The following is a 20,930-nucleotide window of genomic DNA, read 5'->3' on the forward strand; positions in this document are numbered from 1 at the left end:
TATCTCNCTTTTTTTATGATTTTATATTGAAGATAAATCTCTACAAATAAAACCTTTGCTACTTTGAACCTATGTCCCTTTGCAACTTCCTCTAGTCATTCATAGAAATCAAAAACTCTTCGTTATTTCTGGTTTTTTTGAAACGATCGTTTACAAAATCCATAGATTCTACTGGGTTCATATCTGAAAGATATTTACGCATAATCCACATTCTTTGTAACGTTTTCTCGTCTAATAATAAATCATCGCGACGCGTGCTTGACGAAGTAAGATCAATTGCAGGGAAAATACGTTTGTTTGCAATTTTACGATCCAATTGAAGTTCCATGTTACCAGTTCCTTTGAACTCTTCAAAGATAACCTCATCCATTTTAGAACCTGTTTCTGTCAATGCAGTTGCGATGATACTTAACGAACCGCCGTTTTCTACATTTCTAGCCGCTCCAAAGAAACGTTTTGGTTTTTGTAATGCATTTGCATCCACACCTCCACTTAACACTTTTCCAGATGCCGGCTGAACTGTATTATAAGCTCTTGCTAAACGTGTAATCGAATCTAGTAAAATCACTACATCGTGACCACATTCTACTAAACGTTTTGCTTTTTCTAGTACGATATTAGCAATTTTCACGTGTTCTTGCGGCTCTCTGTCAAAAGTTGAAGCAATAACTTCACCACGAACACTGCGCTGCATATCTGTAACCTCTTCAGGACGTTCATCAATTAAAAGAACAATTAAATAAACCTCAGGATGGTTAGCTGCAATTGCATTTGCAATGTCTTTTAATAACATTGTTTTACCCGTTTTCGGTTGTGCGACTATCATACCACGTTGTCCTTTTCCTATTGGAGAAAACAAATCAATAATACGTGTAGAAACTGAACTTCCTTTTTCGGCTAATTTGAATTTTTCTGAAGGGAAAACCGGCGTCAAATGTTCAAAAGAAACTCTATCACGAACAACTTGCGGATCGTGACCATTGATTTTAAGAACACGAACTAAAGGGAAAAACTTTTCTCCTTCTTTTGGAGGGCGAACCACTCCTTTTACAGTATCTCCTGTTTTTAAACCAAACAATCTAATTTGTGAAGTCGATAAATAAATATCATCAGGAGACGCTAAGTAATTATAATCTGATGAACGTAAAAATCCATAACCGTCAGGCATCATTTCAAGAACACCTTCACTTTCTATAATTCCGTCAAATTCAAAATCTGAATCTCTGAAATTATTCTTTTTATTTTTATGATTTTGGTTTGGATTCTGGTTTCCGTTATTCCCGTTTCCATTCCCGCTTTGGTTTGGGTTTTGAGCTGGATTTTGATTTGGGTTGGGATTTTGATTTTTATTCTGATTAGGAACAATCTTTTTTGCTGGGGCAGGAGTTTCAGATTTCTCTGTATTTGCAACAATTGCTGGTGTTTCAGGTGTTTCAGATGTTTCTTCGTTTGAAACTATTTCTTTTGCTGCTTCTTTTTCTTTTTGCAGGGCTACCTTTTTTTCGTAAGCTGATTTATTAAACTTAACTATTTTCGGTGCTTTCTTTTCTGCTGCTTTATTCTCTGCCGTTTTATTTTCTGCTTTTTCTTGAACTTGTACAGTTTCCTTTTTTTCTACCGCCGCTGGAGTTTCAATTTCCTTTGGAGCTTCCTCAATCTTATCAAATTCTAAAACTGGAGCATTTTTACTGACAATTTTCTTTGCCGGAGCAATTCTAGCTCTTTTTGGTTTATCATCAGTTATTTCCTTTTCAACAATAGTTGGTTCCGGCGCCGCTGAAGCCGCTTCTTGGTGCGCTAATATCTGAGTAATCAGAGTATCTTTTTTAACGCCATTAAACTTTATTGTTTTAGCTAACTTAGCTATTTCTTGAAGCTCAGAAAGCTTCATTTCTTTTAATGCAGAAATATCAAACATGAATGTTCTATGAATTTAATTATTTTAAAGGAAAAACTGTAAAAGAATAGGTAGATATATTTAATTCAATTGACCGCAGTATGAAGTGCTTACGGTATTATGATGCAATAATACGAATAAAATTTAATCATACAATAGTATTTTAAAAAAAGAAAATATATTTTTGTAAAACAATTTTAGATCATGATACAACGAATTCAAACCGTATATTTAATTCTTACCTTTTTAGTAACAGGGGTTTTAATGTTTTTTACGCCGCTTTGGACCTTAAATACTGGTAAAGCTTTTTACTTTATGCAAGATCAGCTTTACACTGTTTTACTAGGATTAAGTACAATGCTTAGCATCGTTAGTATCATTTCATACAAGAAAAGACAAAATCAATTTGTAATGGGCAGATTGAACATAATATTAAATTTAATTTTATTAGGATTATTTGTATATCGTTCTCTAAATTTATCTGGAGAGACAGTAAACGCTGTTTCTGAGAAAGGTATTGGGATGTTTCTTCCTATTGTTGCTATCGTGTTATTAGTTTTAGCTAATAAAGCCATCAAAAAGGACGAAGATCTTGTAAAATCTGTAGATCGTTTGAGATAAACCTATAAACTTAATTTTTATGTGCGAAGAGAACCCGAAATTTTATTTCGGGTTTTTTTGTGCTTTTAATTTACCCTTAAACTGATAATTCTAAAACGAAGATCAAAAACAAAGTTGTAAGATATTTTTTTCATAAATTTGTATTTCTGTTCCAAAAACCATTATGACAAATAAAATAAGGATTCATCTTGCCGACGATCATCAAGTACTGATTGATGGGCTCACTAATTTACTTCAGACTGTTTCTAATTTTGAAGTTGTAGGAAGCTCATTGAATGGCAGTACTATTTATGAAGATATCTTGCTCGACAAACCTGATATATTAATTCTTGACATCAGTATGCCTGGAAAAGACGGTGTTGAAGTTTTAAAAGAATTCAGTCAAAAAGGATTTCCTGCAAAAGTGATTATTTTATCCAGTTATGATGATTTAAAAATCATAAAAGAAGTAATGAAATTAGGCGCCAAAGGCTATTTGACAAAAAAATGTGCCGGCCAGAATATCATCGAAGCAATTGAAGCTGTTTATCAAGAACAAGAATATTTTTGTGATGCTGTAAGAGAGAAAATATTCAACATCTTTTTTCAAAACAATCCAAAAGTAAACAAAGATGTTTATATCGAAAATCCTATTTTAAGTCCGCGTGAAATTGAAATAATCACGCTAATATGCTTAGAATACAGCGGAAAAGAAATAAGCGAACAGCTTTTTATCAGTACAAATACTGTTGAAACACATCGCAAGAATATTATGAAAAAACTGCAGATAAAAAACACAATTGGATTGGTAAAATATGCCTTAAAAAATAATTTAATTAATTCGTAGTTCAGAAAATACAAATAAGTAACTATCCGAAATTTTATGGTGTTTATTAGAATTTTAATATTGATACTATTCTTTATTTCCAATGGAGACAAAGTCTACGGTCAACAAAATAATCCTTCTGAAAAAACGAATACTACATTACTAAATGATTCCAGCAAAAGTACTATTTCTCCACAGGTCAAACGCGAACAGTTAAGAAACAAAAAAGTAGTCAGCTTATTTGTTGTACTTATTATAATTATTTCACTCTTATTTTACTTTGTTTATCAAAACAATAAACTCAAGCAAAAAATTAGGAGAAAAGACATCAAACAGAAAATACTCCTAAATGTTATTAATGCTGGAATTGACAGCCAGGAAAACGAACAAAAAAAAATCGCATCGTTTTTGCACGATAACATCAACTCACTATTAACTTCAGCTTCATTGCATTTAAACGTTTATACTACAAAATACAATGTAACATCAGAAGAAATCAGTAAATCAAAAACGATTTTGGCAGAAGCGCACGATTTATTGCGTGATATGTCTCATGACCTTGTTCCTACTCTTTTAGTCCGATTTGGGTTAATCTATGCTTTAGAAGATTTATGCGAAAAAAACAGTACTTCAAATATACGTTTTGAGTTTTCTAGTTCTGTTCCAACAGAAAAAAGATATCCGGAGAAATTTGAAATGAAGCTTTATTTTATTGTAACTGAACTGTTCAATAATATTATAAAACACAGCGGCGCTCAAAAAGCTAAAATCACACTGCAAGAAAAAAACGAACACTTTGTAATCATTATTTATGATAACGGTAAAGGCTTTAAAACACTTAAATTAAACCAAATTGAAGGTTTTGGATTAAACCGTATTCGAGCTAGAATCAAAAAATACAAAGGAAGCTTCTCTATCTCTTCAAAGGAAAACAATGGAACAACAATTAAGATACAAATTCCATTACCTCATTAATTTTTTTACTTTTTACCAATTTCTATAATCTCAAGATCCTTTATTTTGTCGTCATCAATTACAAAACGAAGCATTGTTCTCATTTGATGAAATCCGCTTTTACCAGCGGCACCAGGGTTCATATGCAATAAATTGTTTTTCTTATCAAACATTACTTTTAAAATATGAGAATGCCCGCAAATAAATAATTTTGGAGGATTCGAAACCATTTCTTCTCTAATACTTGGATTGTATTTTCCGGGATACCCCCCAATATGAGTTATCCAAACAGAAACATTTTCACACAAAAACCTATTATGAAGCGGGAATTCTAATCTTGCTTTTGCATCATCTATATTACCATATACACAACGAAGAGGTTTCAACTTTTTTATCGTATCCGTTACATTCAAATCTCCAATATCTCCAGCGTGCCATACTTCATCAGCCTGGACCACATATTTTAAAATTGTTTCATCAATATGACTGTGAGTATCTGAAAGCAGGAGGATTTTTTTCATTCTTTTTTAAGGAGGTACAAAGGTTCTTAGGGGCAAAGGTACAAAGGTTTTTTTTAAGGAACTAAGGTTCTGGAGAGCTAAGGTTCTGAGGGTTTTCTTTATCAGGTTTGAGAATTTTTCTTTTAATTTTAAAATAAAAAATCCGATTAGCTAAAGCCAATCGGATTTATATTTTAACAGGTTTTTAAAACCTGTTAGGTATTTATTCATTACTATTTTTTAGGATTTTGATTTTTCACATCCTTTACCTCTTTAGTATCCATCATTTCCATTAGTTTTAAACCTAACAAACCACTGATAGATCCATCAGAACCAGCATTTCCTGAAATTAAAACATCTGGAATTACTTTAATGTTTCCTTTTCCAATTTCCTCTGTTACTTTGTAGCGGGTAAAATTATCACCACCCATCGCAGTAACTTGTAATTGATAAGATTCTGCAGTCGATTTACCAATTGCCATAATTTTTTCTGCTTCGGCAAGACCCGTTTTTGAAATTCGCTCTGCCTCTGCACTTGCATTTAACTTAGTTGCTTCTGCCTGTGCTCCTGCTCTGGCTTTTGTAGCTTCCGCTTCAGCATTTGCACGCATTTTTGTAGCTTCTGCTTCGGCATTTACATTCAATTTCAAACTAGTTGCATCACCTTCTGCTTTTTTTACCGTTGCATCGGCAGTACGTTGTGCGATTTCAACACTTTGAGAGGCTCTAACAATTTCTTTCTGCATATCAGCAATTGCAGTTTCTTTTTCCATTCCCTGACGTTGTTCTTGCGCCATTCTTTGGGTTTGATATGTTTTTTGCTCTTCCTCAGCCAATTTTCGATCTGTTAAAGTCTTCATTAATGAATCTGGCGGAACAATATCTCCAATCAAAGTATCAACCGCATTTACGTTGTATTCGTCAAGCACTAACTTAATATGATTTTTTGCCGATTCCTGACGCTCTTTTCTGGTTGTTAAAAACGAAATCACATCGCTGTCCTGAGCCGAGTTTCTAAAATAGTTACCAATTGTAGGTTCTAAAACCTGAGAAACTAAATTATTCATGCTTCCAAATCTTGCAATTACTTTTGGCGCTTCGGCAGCGGGAACGTGAATGATTTGCGCTACATCCAAATTGAAAGGGAAACCATCTTTTGAGCGAACTGTAATCGTCGAAAGATTTTTATCTAAGTCATGCGATTCACTGCGTGCGTTAGCCCAGTTTAATACTAAATTCGTTGTTGGAACTGGCTCTAATTTGGTCGTGTATTTGTTCAATGCATATTTACCTGGTCCAAAAGGTTCCATCCAAACACCTCTTTGTCCTTTTGAAACAATATTTCCATGCTTAAAGGTATCGCCTGTAACGTCCTGTCCATCTTCTCCAATATAAGAAATCACAACTCCAACATATCCAATTGGCACATCGGTCATAGGATTTTGTTCGATCAAAATTCCCCACGTATTAATATAGTAAGAACCTGCCAGCATAACTTGAGGCTGTAAACCACGATTTCCGCCGTGCTCTAAAAACTTATCAAAATCCTGAAAATTATTATGATCGTTGACAAACTTACCAGCAATTTGTCCTTGCGGAATCGGCTCTCCATCAAGCGCCGTTACAATACCAATCATATTTTCGTAAATCTTGATTTGATCAGCGATAATAATTTCGAACAAAAAAGTATTTATACGATACGATCCCGTAGTAATAAAAGCCGTTTGACGCCCTTTTTGTCCGCCGTTATTCAAGAATGCCGTTGCATCTTGAAAATTATCACTTTCAACTTTTCTGGCTAAGATTCTTCCGGTTGGAATTTCTTTTCCATCTTTACTTAAAACCAGACCAATTTTCCCTTCGGGAATAATTGTAAACCCAGTCATATCAATTGAATATTGCCAAATCCACATTCCCCAATACAAACCTGGAGCTAATGTTTGTGCCTGATAACCAGCCTCACCTTTTGTAGCAATGATTCGGCCGTCTGGCAATGATTTGTCTGCGCCAAACAAAACAAATTTTTTGGTTACTAAACCAATTTTATCCTCTGGAACAATGACCATTCCGAAGAAAACGCGTAAAATAAATTTGTAAAATACAATGGCGAATAAGATTAAAATTATCCACCAATAAGAAGTAATTTCATTCATAGTTTTTTGATATTTAGACTACAAACATAAGAGAAATATTTCCTGTTAAAATGAAATATTTTCAAAAATTAACATTTAGTTATTTCATCTAAAAAACTCGTAAAAAAAGACTTTTTTAAATCGTTGGAATTGTCAATTTCTGACACGATTTTTCACTGAACAAACTATGATTGGTAATTTGAGATTTAACGTTTTTTAACAGGTTCAAAGCAACAGAGAAACAAAGATTCAAAGGTTTTCTGTAGAAGTGAACAGCAGGATGTCTTACATCATGCAAATGTATTGTGACAATCGTCTTGTAGATGCACTGTGCGGTACGTCTTTATAAAATCACATATAAAAAACCTTTGTTTCTTTGAACTTCTGAACCTTAACAACTTCTAAAAAAAACTTAGCATCTTAGCACCTTAACACCTTAGCCACTTTTTTTCGTACCTTTGCACCTCAGAACCTCTGCACCTTAAAATGAGATATTTTATTCAATTTGCTTATAACGGAACACATTATCATGGCTGGCAAATTCAGCCCAACGCCTCATCTGTTCAGGAAACTTTAAATAAAGCGCTTTCAGTTTTACTAAATTCGCGTATCGTTTTAATGGGCGCAGGACGAACTGACACTGGTGTTCATGCTGAGGAAATGTATGCGCATTTTGATTACGATTCTGATATTGACAGCAAAATTCTGGTTCATAAGCTTAATTCGTATTTACCAAAAGACATTGCCATTTTTAATCTGATTAAAGTTCATGATGATGCGCATTGCAGATTTGACGCTACAAAAAGAACTTATGAATACCATATAAACACTGTTAAAAATCCATTTTTGCAGGAGTTGAGCTGGTACTTTAATCAAAAATTAGATGTAGCTTTGATGAATGAGGCGGCGAAAATTTTGCTGCAGCATACCGATTTTCAATGTTTCTCGAAAGTACATACAGATGTAAACACCTTTGATTGCACGATTTTTGAGGCGTATTGGAAAGTTGAAAACAATAAATTAATTTTTACAATATCGGCTAATCGTTTTTTACGGAATATGGTTCGCGCAATCGTGGGAACTTTAGTCAATATTGGTTTACATAAAATTACACTGGCAGATCTTGAAAATATTATTGCCAGTAAAAACAGAGAAAAAGCAGGTTTTTCCGTTCCTGCACATGGTTTATATTTAACCAAAATTTATTACGACTATTTATAACTGTTGGATTTAAGCCTATTGCCTAAAGCTTACAGCATAAAGCATTGAAAAAAATAAATGAAAGCAAAAGCATTTGATACCGGATTATTTAAACGCATTTTAAAATATACCAAGCCTTATAAATGGCGCTATTACGGCGTTATTATTTTTGCCATTTCGCTATCGATTTTTGCAGCGCTGAGACCTTATTTACTAAAACAAACGGTCGACGGCTATATCGCAACTCATGACAAGCAAGGTTTACTGTTATATATTATTTTAATGGGAGTGGTTTTACTGATGGAAGTTTTCTCTCAGTTTTACTTTGTGTATTGGGCCAACTGGCTTGGACAGGATATTGTAAAAGACATTCGTACAAAACTTTTCAAACACATTTTGAGCTTTAGAATGAAGTATTTTGATTTGGTTCCAGTAGGACAATTGGTGACCAGATCTGTTTCGGACATTGAATCGATTGCTCGAATTTTCAGTCAAGGTTTGTTTATGATTATAAGCGATTTGATGAAAATGCTGGTGGTTTTGATTTTTATGTTTTATATGAATTGGAAACTAACTTGGATTGTTGTGGTTGCAATGCCAATTCTTGTTTACATCACTAGAATTTTTCAACGTAAAATGCAAGTTGCTTTTGAAGAAGTGCGCACGCAAATTGCAAACATGAACTCATTCGTACAGGAACGTGTTACGGGAATGAAAATCGTACAGCTTTTTAACCGTGAAAAAATCGAAGCCGAAAATTTCAAAGAAATCAACAATAAGCATAGAGTTGCTTGGATTAAAACTATTTTATACAACTCGATATTTTTCCCTATTGCCGATATTATTTCATCAATTACTTTAGGTTTAGTGGTAGTTTACGGCGGTTTTAAAATTTTAAACGGAGATCATTTTACTACGTTTGGAGACTTATTTTCTTATACGATGTTTATCGGAATGCTGTTTAATCCGTTAAGACAGATTGCTGATAAATTTAATGAAATGCAATTAGGAATGATTGCTGCCAATCGTGTTTTTGATATCATCGACACCCAAGATCATATTCAGGATACCGGAACTATTGAAGCTCCAGTATTCGAAGGAAGCATCGAATTCAAACAAGTTCGTTTTAGTTACATTCCAGAAGAAGAAGTTATTAAAGGAATTGATTTATCTGTAAATGCGGGACAAACAATTGCTATTGTTGGTTCTACGGGTGCAGGAAAATCGACTATTATTAATTTACTGAATCGCTTTTATGAAATTAACAGCGGCAGCATTTATATTGACGGTCACAATATTGAAAATTATACTTTGGCTTCGTTACGAAAACAAATTGCGGTGGTACTGCAGGATGTTTTTTTGTTTGCCGATACGATTTACAATAATATTACACTGCACAATCCAGAAATCAGTCGTGAACAGGTTTTAGAGGCTGCAAAAAAAATTGGCGTTCATGACTTTATTATGAGTCTGCCTGACAATTACGATTTTGATGTTAAAGAACGAGGTGTAATGCTTTCGTCTGGACAAAGACAGCTGATTGCTTTTTTACGTTCATATGTAAGTAATCCGAGTATTTTGATTTTAGATGAAGCAACTTCATCAATAGATACTTATTCAGAAGAATTAATTCAGCGCGCTACAGAAACGATTACGAAAGGAAGCACTTCAATTATTATCGCACACCGATTAGCAACAATTGTTAATGCTGATAAAATTGTCGTTATGGATAAAGGATTAATCGTAGAACAAGGAACACATCAAGAATTACTCACTAAAACCGATGGCTATTATAAAAACTTATATGACTCACAATTTGCAGTTGCAAATTAGGTTTTAAACAATACAATACTTTTTTGAAATTTAAATACAATACCACTTCACGCCGTGCTTTTTTAATTTATGTAATTATCTCTATACTAATTACCGTTACTTCTGTTTACATACTTAGTAAATTAATTACAGATCTTACGGAACAAGCAAGTGAAGATATGGCGCAGCGCAGCTTTTATAAAAAGCAGGAATTCATGTCGCAGGAATTTTCAAAATTCCTAGAACAAGAAAACCAGATAAAACATATTCTAAACATTAGTAATTCTACTAATTTATCGACAAACTTAAAAGTTTTGTCTTCATTGCAAGCCACAAATGCAATGATTACGAACAACTGGTTTCAAATTAATGATGACAAGATTCAATTTGGAATTACTTTACCTTCTGATTTAAGGAAAAAGGAAGCTGCAGATTTTATTCTTAAAAACAAAGATGCCAATCATGTAAGCACAGTTATATTTCAAAATAAACAATGGCTTTGGAGAATTTATTTCAAACTAATTTCAAAAAACACCGTTGTTCGTTATGGGTATGATATTAATTTGAAGAACCTCCATGCCTACTTGTCTACAATTGACAAAACGGTTTCTAATTATGCTTTTGTATTTGATAAAACCGGCGCCTGTATTTTTCACCCAGACTTAAAATTTGTTGGAAAAAATATATTTGACGTTTCTTCTGTTAAACCTTCAGATACTATTTTCAGCAAGAAAAAAGATTTCGTAAAAAGAATTACAATGTCTGAATTTTTAAAACTTGATGTAATTCGATTTACCAAAAAACTAGATATTAAAGGTTCTCGATGGTTTGTATCTGTTAATTCTCCTAAAATTTTTGAAGTTGAAAATGTATCCCTAATCAAAAAATACTCGACTTGGATTTATTCGATTACAACTGTAATGCTTTTATTGATTTTCTACATATTCTCTTATGCAAACAGACGTGCTTATACGGAGAAAGAAATTGTCGAAAATGAAAAGAACAAACTGCTAGTCGAGAATGAAAAAATTATAAAAGAAAAAGCGCTTATTCAGTTACAACAATTAAAGGAACAGATAAATCCTCATTTTTTATTCAATTCGCTCAATTCACTCTATATGTTAATTGACAGTGATGTAAAAACCGCTCAAAAGTTTACACTGAACTTATCACGTATTTATCGTTATTTAATAGATCCGCCAGAAAAAAACATTGTCCCGTTAAAGCAGGAACTGTTATTTATCGAAAAATATATCTTTTTACAGCAAACCCGTTTTAAGGAAGAATTGTTCTTTTCGATTCAAATCGAAGACCAAGAAGCCTTAGAAAAATTTATTCCGTATCTGGCTCTTCAAGTTGTGATTGAGAATGCAATTAAGCATAATAAAGCGACGCAGGAAACACCGTTAACAACTCAAATTCTGATTCAGAAAAATCAAGTAATTATTACGAACAATCTCCAAAAAAAGGCTGACAGCGAGCCCGGAACCAAGTTTGGGCTAAATTATCTGAACAGTATTTATCAATTTTACTCGAAAACCAATTTTGAAACCTCAGAAAAAGAGGGCAATTTTGTTTGTATCTTGCCATTAATACACATTCACTCCTAAAATAAAGCCACTCACTCCCTTTTGTTTTTTTTTCGAGCTAAAATCAAATAGCTTCGGCGGAAAATTAACTTAAACTTAACATCAAAATGAAGGAAAAGGCATTCCTGCATAATTTAAAATTATTCTGCTTACTAGTTCTGCTCTTATTTGTTCCCGTTACTGTTCTTGCTCAGAAGAAAAAGAAAAAAGAAACGGATACCGAAATTGCAAAAGATTCTACTGATTCTAAAAAAACAAAGAAATACGGTGACCTTATAAAAAAGGGAACACTTAAAAAAGGGCTTTTTAATATCATTCAGGTTAAAACCGATGTTTATTTTGAAATTCAGGATAGTTTATTTAAAAGAGAATTTCTAGTTGTAAACAAATTATCTCAAGTTCCATTTCAAGTTAATGAAGCTGGATTAAACAAAGGGATGAATTATGAAAACAAAATAATTACCTTTTATAAAGATACAATTGCAAAGAAAGTTTGGGTAAAATCATATGTCCCAAAAGTTTCTTCTCCTAAAGAAGACGCTATCACAGCATCAGTAATCGATAATTTCTCTGAATCTATTATTGAAGTTTTTGATATTGAAACTAAAAACAACGATTCGACTGCAGTTGTAATTAAAGTAAATAAGATTTTTGACGGGAAGCAAAAAAGCTTCAATGATGTTTTGAGCAACATAGGTTTTGGAGGTTCTGTAAAATCTGACTTATCTTATATTGAAAGTCTAAAATCATTTCCAAAAAACATTGTTGTAAAATCACAGTTAACGACTTCTGTAAGCGAAGGCGGACCAGCTTTGTCTGTAACTCTTGGTGTAACAAGTAATATTGTTTTACTTGATAAAACACCTATGAAACCGCGTTTTTCTGATAGACGAATTGGTTATTTCACTGAAAAACATTGGTACTTTGCTGATGCGCAGCAGGCAATGTTAGAAAAGGAGCTTATTACACGCTGGCGTTTAGAACCTAAAAAAGAAGATGAAGAACGTTATTTAAAAGGCGAACTGGTTGAACCTAAAAAACAAATTGTTTATTATATTGATCCTTCGACTCCAAAACAATGGAGAAACTATATTATTGATGGTGTTCACGATTGGCAGATTGCTTTTGAAAAAGCGGGATTTAAAAACGCCATTATTGCTAAAGAACCAACTGAAAAAGATTTAGATTTTGACGTAGATGATGTACGTTATTCTGTAATTACATATGCTGCATCGCCAAAATCGAACGCAATGGGACCATCTGTTGTTGATCCAAGAAGCGGTGAAATTCTAGAAGCCGATATTATTTGGTGGCATAATGTAATGACGTCTTTACAAAGCTGGATGCGTATACAAACAGGTCCAATTGACCCAAAAGCCAGAGGAAACAAATTTAGCGATGAGCTTATGGGAGAAGCCATTCGATTTGTATCATCACATGAAGTTGGTCATACTTTTGGACTTAAACATAATATGGGATCTTCTTTTGCTTATGATGTTGAATCTTTGCGTTCTAAAGATTTTACCGCAAAAATGGGCGGTACTGCACCATCTATTATGGATTATGCTCGTTACAATTATGTGGCGCAGCCAGAAGATAATGTTACTGTAATTACTCCAAAAATTGGAGAATATGATAAATATGCTATCGAATGGGGTTACAGATGGTACAATGTAAATGAAAATGAAACTTTAAAATTAAACGAGTTAATTGCCAAACATCAAAATGATCTGATTTATTTTTATGGTGAACAGCAAGAAAATATAATCGATCCGCGTTCTCAATCTGAAGACTTAGGAAACGACGCTGTAAAAGCGAGCGAATATGGTTTAAAAAATCTAAAACGTGTTGTAGATAACATCTTAAACTGGACCTACGATAAAGATCGTACGTATTACGAAACTGGTAAACTATATATAGGAACTATTGGACAATGGCAATTGTACAATCGTCATGTATTGAATAATATTGGCGGAGTTTATTTAAACGAAACTGTTCACGGAGACAACAAACAAAGTTACATTCCTGTTTCGGCAGTAATGCAAAAAAGAGCAGCCGATTATTTAATCAAAAATGTACTTACAATTCCACAATGGTTATTCTTTAACGATATTTTAGACAAAACAAATCCGCTTAAAGATTCTCCTGTAGGACCTTACGAATACACGCCTTATACTTTATCAAGAGAATTGCAGTACGGTATTTTATACGATTTGTTTAGTGATGATCGTTTACTTCGAATAACAGAAAACGAATTGTACCAACGAAATAAAACCACTGAGAAGGTATTTACCGTAAATGATTTATTTAAAAAGATACATCAAAGTGTATTTGCAGGAACAATACAAGGTAAATCGCTGACAATTCTAGAGCGCATGACGCAAAAGAACTATGTAGATGTTTTGATTGTTTCTACAAATAAAATATTTGAAAAAACAGATGGTAAAAAAATAATCGACATTCAGGAAACACTAAATATGCCGCATTTATGCAATTATTTAGAAGATTCGAAAATGGTTCGGAATATCAATCAGACTTCTTTAAAAAGAGTTACAGAAGTTACCTCTGATAAAAAAGGAGAATTGAATACGGTTTTAAAATTACTAAAACTGAAAAAGAATACTGGAGATCAATCGACTCAAAATCATTATACCGATTTAATTCAAAGAATCGAAAAAGCGCTAAACAACACAATCAATTAATATACAATACAAAAACATGAAAAATTTTCTAAATATCTTACTGCTGTTCCTAGCTATCGCAGGATACTCACAGGATAATAGAACCATTACGGGAATCATTCTTGATGAAACTGATCAGTCGCCAATACCTGGCGCATCAGTTTTTGTAGAGAACAATTCTATCTCGAACAAAACTTCTCTAGCAGGAGTTATACACAGTGAAGCAATTGGAACTACAACTGATTTTGATGGTAAATTTCAATTAAAAATCAGCAAAAATGTTACTTCATTGAGAGTTACTTTTATGGGATATAAACCTTATACTCTTGAAATAACTTCTCAAAAAGAATATACAATCCGTTTAAAATCTGATGTTGCCCAGCTTCAGGAAGTGGTTTTGACAGGATACCAAAAAATAGAAAAAAGAAAACTGACTTCAGCTATTACTAAGGTTGACATGGCTTCGATTCAGCAATCAGGAGTTTCTGGTGTCGATCAATTATTAATGGGACAAGTTGCGGGTGTTGCTGTTACAACTCCATCTGGAGCGCCGGGAGCGCCAGCCAAAATTAGAATTAGAGGTACAGCATCTCTTAATGGCACGCAAGATCCTTTATGGGTTCTTGACGGATTACCATTAGAAAATAATGATGTTCCTAAAAACTATGACAAGGAAAATATCGATCAACTTGCAAATTACTCTATCGCTGGTTTAAATCCAGATGATATTAAAGATATTACAATATTAAAAGATGCTGCTGCAACTGCAATTTATGGTGCTCGTGCCGCAAATGGTGTAATTGTGGTAACTACAAAAAAAGGACGCAGAGGTAAAATGGTTGTAAACTTCAACACGAACACCTTTATTACACGAAGACCTGATTTTGACAAATTGAACTTATTAAATTCAAATCAAAAAGTAGATTTAGAACTTAACATGGCAAGTCGCGCAGATTTGACATATAGAGACACCGGTGGTGAAGTTGCTCGTATCTTAAACGGAGCGAATGAATTAGATGCCTTCAGAACCGGTGGTTTCTCTTCTTTAAGTGCAGGAACTCAACAATCAATCAATAACTTAAGAAATCAAAATACAAATTGGGGTAACTTATTGTATCAAGATGCAATTAATACACAGCATGGTTTAAGTTTATCCGGCGGTGGTGAAAAATCGGATTACTACTTCTCTTTAGGATATTATGACGAAAACGGAGCTACTGTTGGCACAGGTTTCAAGCGTTACAACTTGACATTGAAAAACAACTACGAGATTACTGATAAATTTAAAGTTGGTATTGGAATTTTTGGTGCCGAAAATAAAACGACATCTTACTTAACAGATCTTGATGGATTTACAAATCCAGCAAATTATTCAAGAAACGTAAATCCTTATTTAACTCCGTACAATGCAGACGGAAGCTATAAATATGACCCGGATATTGCTTCTTATTCTGATATTAAACTTCCATTTAATTTCTTAGAAGAAAGAAACAATACTTCGTACGATTTAAAAACGAGAGCAATAAAAGCATTGTTTGATGCTGAATATAAAATCACAAAAGATTTAAGAGTAACAAGTCAGTTAGGTTTACAACTTGATAACTCTTCTAGCGAAAAATACGCTGGTCAAGAAACTTTTTACACTAGAAGACAAAGAGAAAGATCAAGTTATTTTGCCGATAATACGCAAAAATACTTCTTACCTGATGGTGGAATTATTCAAAACACAAACACAGACTTTTTTCAGTACAACTTAAAAACAATGGTGAATTATTCTAAAACTTTAGGAGAGAATCACGAAATTGAAGTAATGGCTGGTAATGAATTAAGAAGAAACAAAACGACTTCTATAGCAACTAAAGGTTTTGGTTTTGACGAAAATACCTTGACCACACAGCAAATTATTTTTCCAAATTCAACTTTTGCCAAAGAAGCATTTTACAAAACATATATAAAAACACAAAACGAAAATGCTTTTGTTTCATTCTTTGCAACAGCATCTTATACTTACAAAAGAAAATACAGTTTCTACGGAAGTGTTCGTTATGATGGTTCAGATTTATTTGGTGTAGATCCTAAATACAAGTACTTGCCACTTTGGTCAGCATCTGGATCTTGGTTAGTTTCTCAAGAAAATTTCTTAAAAGACAGTAAAACTATTTCTAACTTAAGACTTCGTGCTTCTTACGGTTTACAAGGGAATATTGATAAAAACACTTCACCATATGTAGTTGGAGATAATAAAACAGCTATTATCCTTCCGGGGCAATCAGAACCTACAATTGTGGTAACAAGTCCGCCGAATAGCAAATTGCGTTGGGAAAAAACCCAAAATACTAACTTTGGTTTTGACCTTGGTGTACTTAACAACCGTATTACTCTTGTAACAGATATTTACGGAAGAAAAAGTACCGATTTAATTGGTCTAAAAGCATTGCCATTAGAAAATGGTTTTGAATTTACAAACATGAACTGGGCACAGGTAACCAACAAAGGTTTTGAAATCGCTTTATCTACAAAAAACATCGACCGTCCTAATTTTAAATGGAACACCAATTTTAACTTTGCACATAACAAAAGTAAAGTTGATCGTTTAGAAATAAGAGACAACAGTTATTTACCAAACCAAGAAGGACATGCTGTAAATGCAGTATTTGGTTTAAAAACAAACGGAATTGACGAAAACGGTTACCCGTTATTTGTTAATAAAAAAGGTGAAACTGTAAATGCGCAAACTTTCTTTGGTTTATATGATCCGCTTGCTGGTGTTTTTCCTGGTATGTTCTCGCAATCAGATTTAAGTGCCGCAGAATTTAGAGACTTATTTACTTATTTGGGAGATAGAGATCCAAAATTTACAGGAGGTTTAATCAATACTTTTAAAGTAAGTAATTTTGATCTTACCATAGCAGCGTCGTTTAACATCAAACAAACTGTTACAAGAACTCCTCCATACAACGGAACACTTGTAGATAGAGGACAAAACTATACAACTGATATTTTAAACGCTTGGTCGCCAACTAATACTTCATCAAACTTACCAGGAATTACAAGTAAAGATTCTGGTACAGGAGATTCTTGGATGGCTTACAATTGGTTCTCTGGCGGTAACCCAATTATTACTTATAACTATTTAGACACATGGGTTAGCGAAATGAGTTATATGAGATTAAGCAGTGTTCGTTTTGGATATACTTTCCCAAAAACGTTTCTAGACAAAATCGACATTCAAAGTATTAGAGTAAATATTGAAGCAAGAAACTTGTTCGTAATCAGCTCAGATTACAAAGGTTATTTTGACCCAGAAACTTTCGGAAACATTTACGCACAGCCAGTTCCTAGATCGTTGACTTTAGGATTTAATGTAACTTTCTAAAAATTAAAAAAGATGAAAAAATTCTCAAAATATATAACACTTTTCGTCGCTGCTATTGCACTTAGCAGCTGCGATGACTATTTGGATATTACTCCAGTGGGAAAAGTAATTCCAGAATCACTAAATGAGTTTCGTGCGGTTTTAACAACAGCATATTCAGTTTACCCAGAACACAAATCATTGAGCGCCGCTCGTACAGACGAACTAATACTGAATGAAGATAACAGTGAAACTGCTATTTACAAAGATGTACATATCTGGAAAGATCTAAATCCGGATCGAAATACACTAAATTTTCATTATCAAGATTTATATACTGTAATTTTTTATACGAACGTAATTATCAACGAAGCATCTAATAAAGTAGCAGCATCTGAAGAAAGAGATCAATTAATTGGAGAAGCTTATGCTTTGAGAGCAATGGCAAATTTTGATTTAATAAATCTTTTTGGAAAACCTTATAATCCTGCAACTGCAGCTTCAGACAAAGGAGTTCCATTAGCTTTAGAGATTGATTTGGAGCAAGTATTTGTTCCACAGAGCGTAGACGTTATTTACAATCAAGTTATTTCTGACACTAAAGAAGCTGAAAAATTAATTAACTTAAGTACGCAGCCAAAAGGTTTAAATTACCGTTTCTCAAAAGTGGCGCTATACAGCTTAGAAAGCCGTTTGTATTTATATCAACAGCAATGGCAAAAATCACTTGATGCTGCCAATAAAGCTTTAGAATTAAAAAACACTTTAATTGATTTAAAAGCAACCCCGGTTTTAGCTACAAAATACGATGGAAAAGAATCTATTTTAGCCCTTGAAGATGGCTATATCGTTGGTCTAAAAAGAGCTTCTTATGCATCTGCAGACTTAATTGCGGCTTACAACAAAACAACTGACTTGCGTTTCCCGCTTTATTTTGCAGCAAGTGGAAGCCGTTTTAGAATTTTAAAAGGCGGAAACGACGATCAAAAATCATCATTCAGATCTTCAGAGTTGTATTTGACAAAAGCCGAAACTTTGTTGAAACTGGATAATATTAACGATGCAAAGGCAACCGTTTTAAGTTTTATTAAAAACAGATACACACCAGCAGGATACGATCAATTGGCAAGTAACATCAATACAATGAATGCGACTGATCTAACCAACTTCATTTTTGAAGAAAGACGCAGAGAATTTCCTGTTGAAGGACACCGCTGGTTTGATTTAAGAAGAAGTACTCAAAAACAAATTGTTCACAAATTCATGACCATAGAGTACACTTTACTACAAAACGATCCGCGTTACACTATTATTTATCCAGCAGACGCAAGATTAAATAATCCGAATATATAAGTTCGTTCAAAATCAGAAAAAAGGTCCAGTTCAAAAAACTGGGCCTTTTTGCATTTAAAAACAGAGTCAACTATCTTTGCAAAATCAACTTTAGAATTCTGGTTCTATAAATGAAGCTTTAAAAATGAAAATTGCCATTGTTGAAGACGAGTATCTTGCTTCAAGCTATCTAAAATCTATTTTAGAACAGCAGGACATTTTGCAAATAGCCGAAATTGCAGTTTTAAAATCTGTAAAAGAAGCTGTGGCCTTTTTTTCTGAAAACAATGTCGATTTGGCTTTTATGGATATTCATTTAGGCGACGGAAAAAGTCTTGAAATTTTTGAAAAAACAACGATCTCCTGCCCTGTCATTTTTGTTACCGCTTACGATTCCTACGCTATTTCAGTTTTCAAACACTTTACAATTGATTATCTTTTAAAACCTTTTGAAGAACAAGAATTATTTGAAGCCTTAATCAAATTCAAAAAAATAAAAGAGACTTTTAACAGCGATGCAACACTGCAATCATTAGTTGCAATCGAAAACCCCGAAACAAGCAAAATACAGCGTCATTTTTTAGTAAACCACGGTTATAAGCTTATCTCTATAAACGAAGCCGAAATTACCTATTTTGCCGCATCTGGAAAACATTTGTTTATATATGTAAATTCTGGAAACAGTTTTTTATACAATAGCACCTTGACAGATATTATTAACAACCTCGATCCATTTACATTTTTTAAGATAAATCGTAAATACATTGTAAATCGAAGTACTATAAAAGAAGTGTTGAAACACTCTAATCAAAAAATCGAATTGATTCTTACTGTTCCTTCTGTTGAAAATGACCCAATAATAATAAGCAAAAAAGAAATCAATAATTTCAAAAACTGGCTCGATCAATAAAATTCAGATCCTTTTTTGAGTTCTAAAATGTGGTTTTATTAGAATATCAAAAAATCAAAAAAGTGTATCATTCGCATTTTTTGATAGAGAAGGACTTTACAAATTGCCAAAAAAATTTAGAAAACGTTAAATTAGCGTTATAAGAATCATAAAACTGATGCTTCATAACCAGCACGATAGCGATCATTTTTGATCAATTCTTTATCTTTGAGATTCAAAAATCAAATGTAAACGAAAATGCCACAACACAGATTTTACCCTGACGAAAAATTCAAAGAAATAGAAATAAATGCCTCATTACAACTTAAATACGCCATTTCAAACAGAGGCCGATTAATAAGCTTCACCGATGAAATTGAAAACGGACGTCTTTTAAAAGGCGGTTTAAGCGATGGCTATCCTACTTTTAGATTTAAGGTAAAAAAAGACGATCAAATCGTTAACAAATACCTTTTTTTATACAAATTAGTTGCCCATTATTTTATTCCTAAAGAATCAGAAGAACAAACTTATGTACTTCACTTAGACTACAATCGAAGCAATGACGATGTACGCAATTTATGCTGGGCAACAAAAGCCGAAATGATGGCGCACAGCCGTAAAAGTCCGAAAGTAATTCAAGCCAAGAAAAACCTGATCGAGCACAACTTAAAAGCCGACGGAAGAAAATTGACTACAACAAAAGTCATGTTAATCAAGAAAATATTAGCAAGACCAGAACAAAAAACACGTCTAAAAATGATCGCCAAACAATTTGGTGTAAGCGAAATGCAGATACGTAGAATTGCAAGCGGTGAAAATTGGGGACACGTTAAAGTATAATTGTAAATAGTTGGTGGTTGATGGTAGGCACGATTAGCGTTGAACTTATAACTCCAAATTTATAATTCACAATTATCAATTAATAATTGTCAGGCTGAGCCAAGTTGAAGCCATGCAATGCCATTCCGCATAATTCTATCACAGCAAAATATATTGTCGCAGATTACACAGATTTATACTGATTTTTAAAATCATTTTAATCCTAATAATCTGTGGCTTATTTATTTTATTAAATTTCAAAACGACTTACCACTAATTACTAATCACTTTTCACCAAATCACAAAAATCAATTCATAATTCACAATTTACAATTCACAAT

General features: G+C 33.2%; 14 protein-coding genes. 11 read left to right on the plus strand and 3 right to left on the minus strand.

Annotated features, from left to right (window positions below; all coding sequences use genetic code 11):
* Positions 1 to 91: 91 nt before the first annotated feature.
* Positions 92 to 1,918: a transcription termination factor Rho gene (rho, locus tag BOW57_RS11630; RefSeq protein WP_129054430.1), complete on the minus strand. Its 1,827-nt coding sequence runs from the start codon at positions 1,916 to 1,918 to the stop codon at positions 92 to 94.
* Between the two features lie 183 nt (positions 1,919 to 2,101).
* On the opposite strand from rho, the gene BOW57_RS11635 reads away from it, so the two are divergent.
* The 3 genes from BOW57_RS11635 to BOW57_RS11645 all read left to right on the plus strand — a co-directional run bounded on the left by BOW57_RS11635 (position 2,102) and on the right by BOW57_RS11645 (position 4,298).
* Positions 2,102 to 2,518 carry a DUF4293 domain-containing protein gene (locus BOW57_RS11635; protein ID WP_089053251.1) on the plus strand — a complete coding sequence of 139 codons (417 nt, stop codon included), beginning with the start codon at positions 2,102 to 2,104 and terminating at the stop codon, positions 2,516 to 2,518.
* A 163-nt stretch (positions 2,519 to 2,681) separates the two neighbouring features.
* Positions 2,682 to 3,344 carry a response regulator transcription factor gene (locus BOW57_RS11640; RefSeq protein WP_089053250.1) on the plus strand — a complete coding sequence of 221 codons (663 nt, stop codon included), beginning with the start codon at positions 2,682 to 2,684 and terminating at the stop codon, positions 3,342 to 3,344.
* A gap of 60 nt (positions 3,345 to 3,404) precedes the next feature.
* On the plus strand, positions 3,405 to 4,298 hold the full coding sequence (locus BOW57_RS11645; protein ID WP_241687436.1) for a sensor histidine kinase: 894 nt from the start codon (positions 3,405 to 3,407) through the stop codon (positions 4,296 to 4,298).
* Between the two features lie 5 nt (positions 4,299 to 4,303).
* On the opposite strand, the gene BOW57_RS11650 is transcribed toward BOW57_RS11645, so the two are convergent.
* Both BOW57_RS11650 and BOW57_RS11655 read right to left on the minus strand, forming a co-directional pair.
* Entirely contained in the window at positions 4,304 to 4,798 is a 495-nt protein-coding gene (locus tag BOW57_RS11650; RefSeq protein ID WP_129054434.1) for a metallophosphoesterase, read from the minus strand.
* 212 nt (positions 4,799 to 5,010) lie between these two features.
* Positions 5,011 to 6,930 carry an SPFH domain-containing protein gene (locus BOW57_RS11655; protein ID WP_129054436.1) on the minus strand — a complete coding sequence of 640 codons (1,920 nt, stop codon included), beginning with the start codon at positions 6,928 to 6,930 and terminating at the stop codon, positions 5,011 to 5,013.
* A 465-nt stretch (positions 6,931 to 7,395) separates the two neighbouring features.
* On the opposite strand from BOW57_RS11655, the gene truA reads away from it, so the two are divergent.
* The 8 genes from truA to BOW57_RS11695 all read left to right on the plus strand — a co-directional run bounded on the left by truA (position 7,396) and on the right by BOW57_RS11695 (position 20,610).
* A complete protein-coding gene (gene truA, locus BOW57_RS11660; protein ID WP_129054438.1) occupies positions 7,396 to 8,130 on the plus strand; it encodes a tRNA pseudouridine(38-40) synthase TruA in 735 nt (244 codons plus the stop codon).
* A gap of 57 nt (positions 8,131 to 8,187) precedes the next feature.
* Positions 8,188 to 9,942: an ABC transporter ATP-binding protein gene (locus tag BOW57_RS11665; protein WP_129054441.1), complete on the plus strand. Its 1,755-nt coding sequence runs from the start codon at positions 8,188 to 8,190 to the stop codon at positions 9,940 to 9,942.
* Positions 9,943 to 9,965: 23 nt separating this feature from the next.
* Positions 9,966 to 11,531 (plus strand): sensor histidine kinase, encoded by a 1,566-nt coding sequence (locus tag BOW57_RS11670; RefSeq protein WP_129054443.1) that lies wholly within the window; start codon positions 9,966 to 9,968, stop codon positions 11,529 to 11,531.
* A gap of 86 nt (positions 11,532 to 11,617) precedes the next feature.
* The gene (locus tag BOW57_RS11675) at positions 11,618 to 14,212 is read left to right on the plus strand and encodes a zinc-dependent metalloprotease (protein WP_129054445.1); all 2,595 of its coding nucleotides are present in this window, start codon (positions 11,618 to 11,620) and stop codon (positions 14,210 to 14,212) included.
* Positions 14,213 to 14,228: 16 nt separating this feature from the next.
* Positions 14,229 to 17,567 carry a SusC/RagA family TonB-linked outer membrane protein gene (locus tag BOW57_RS11680; RefSeq protein WP_129054447.1) on the plus strand — a complete coding sequence of 1,113 codons (3,339 nt, stop codon included), beginning with the start codon at positions 14,229 to 14,231 and terminating at the stop codon, positions 17,565 to 17,567.
* 12 nt (positions 17,568 to 17,579) lie between these two features.
* On the plus strand, positions 17,580 to 18,899 hold the full coding sequence (locus BOW57_RS11685) for a RagB/SusD family nutrient uptake outer membrane protein (RefSeq protein ID WP_129054449.1): 1,320 nt from the start codon (positions 17,580 to 17,582) through the stop codon (positions 18,897 to 18,899).
* Positions 18,900 to 19,023: 124 nt separating this feature from the next.
* Positions 19,024 to 19,788 carry a LytTR family DNA-binding domain-containing protein gene (locus tag BOW57_RS11690; protein ID WP_089053240.1) on the plus strand — a complete coding sequence of 255 codons (765 nt, stop codon included), beginning with the start codon at positions 19,024 to 19,026 and terminating at the stop codon, positions 19,786 to 19,788.
* 237 nt (positions 19,789 to 20,025) lie between these two features.
* Entirely contained in the window at positions 20,026 to 20,610 is a 585-nt protein-coding gene (locus tag BOW57_RS11695) for an NUMOD4 domain-containing protein (protein WP_089053239.1), read from the plus strand.
* Positions 20,611 to 20,930 lie beyond the last annotated feature (320 nt).

The sequence above is a fragment of the Flavobacterium sp. YO64 genome (genome assembly GCF_004119505.1).
GTDB lineage: Bacteria > Bacteroidota > Bacteroidia > Flavobacteriales > Flavobacteriaceae > Flavobacterium > Flavobacterium oncorhynchi.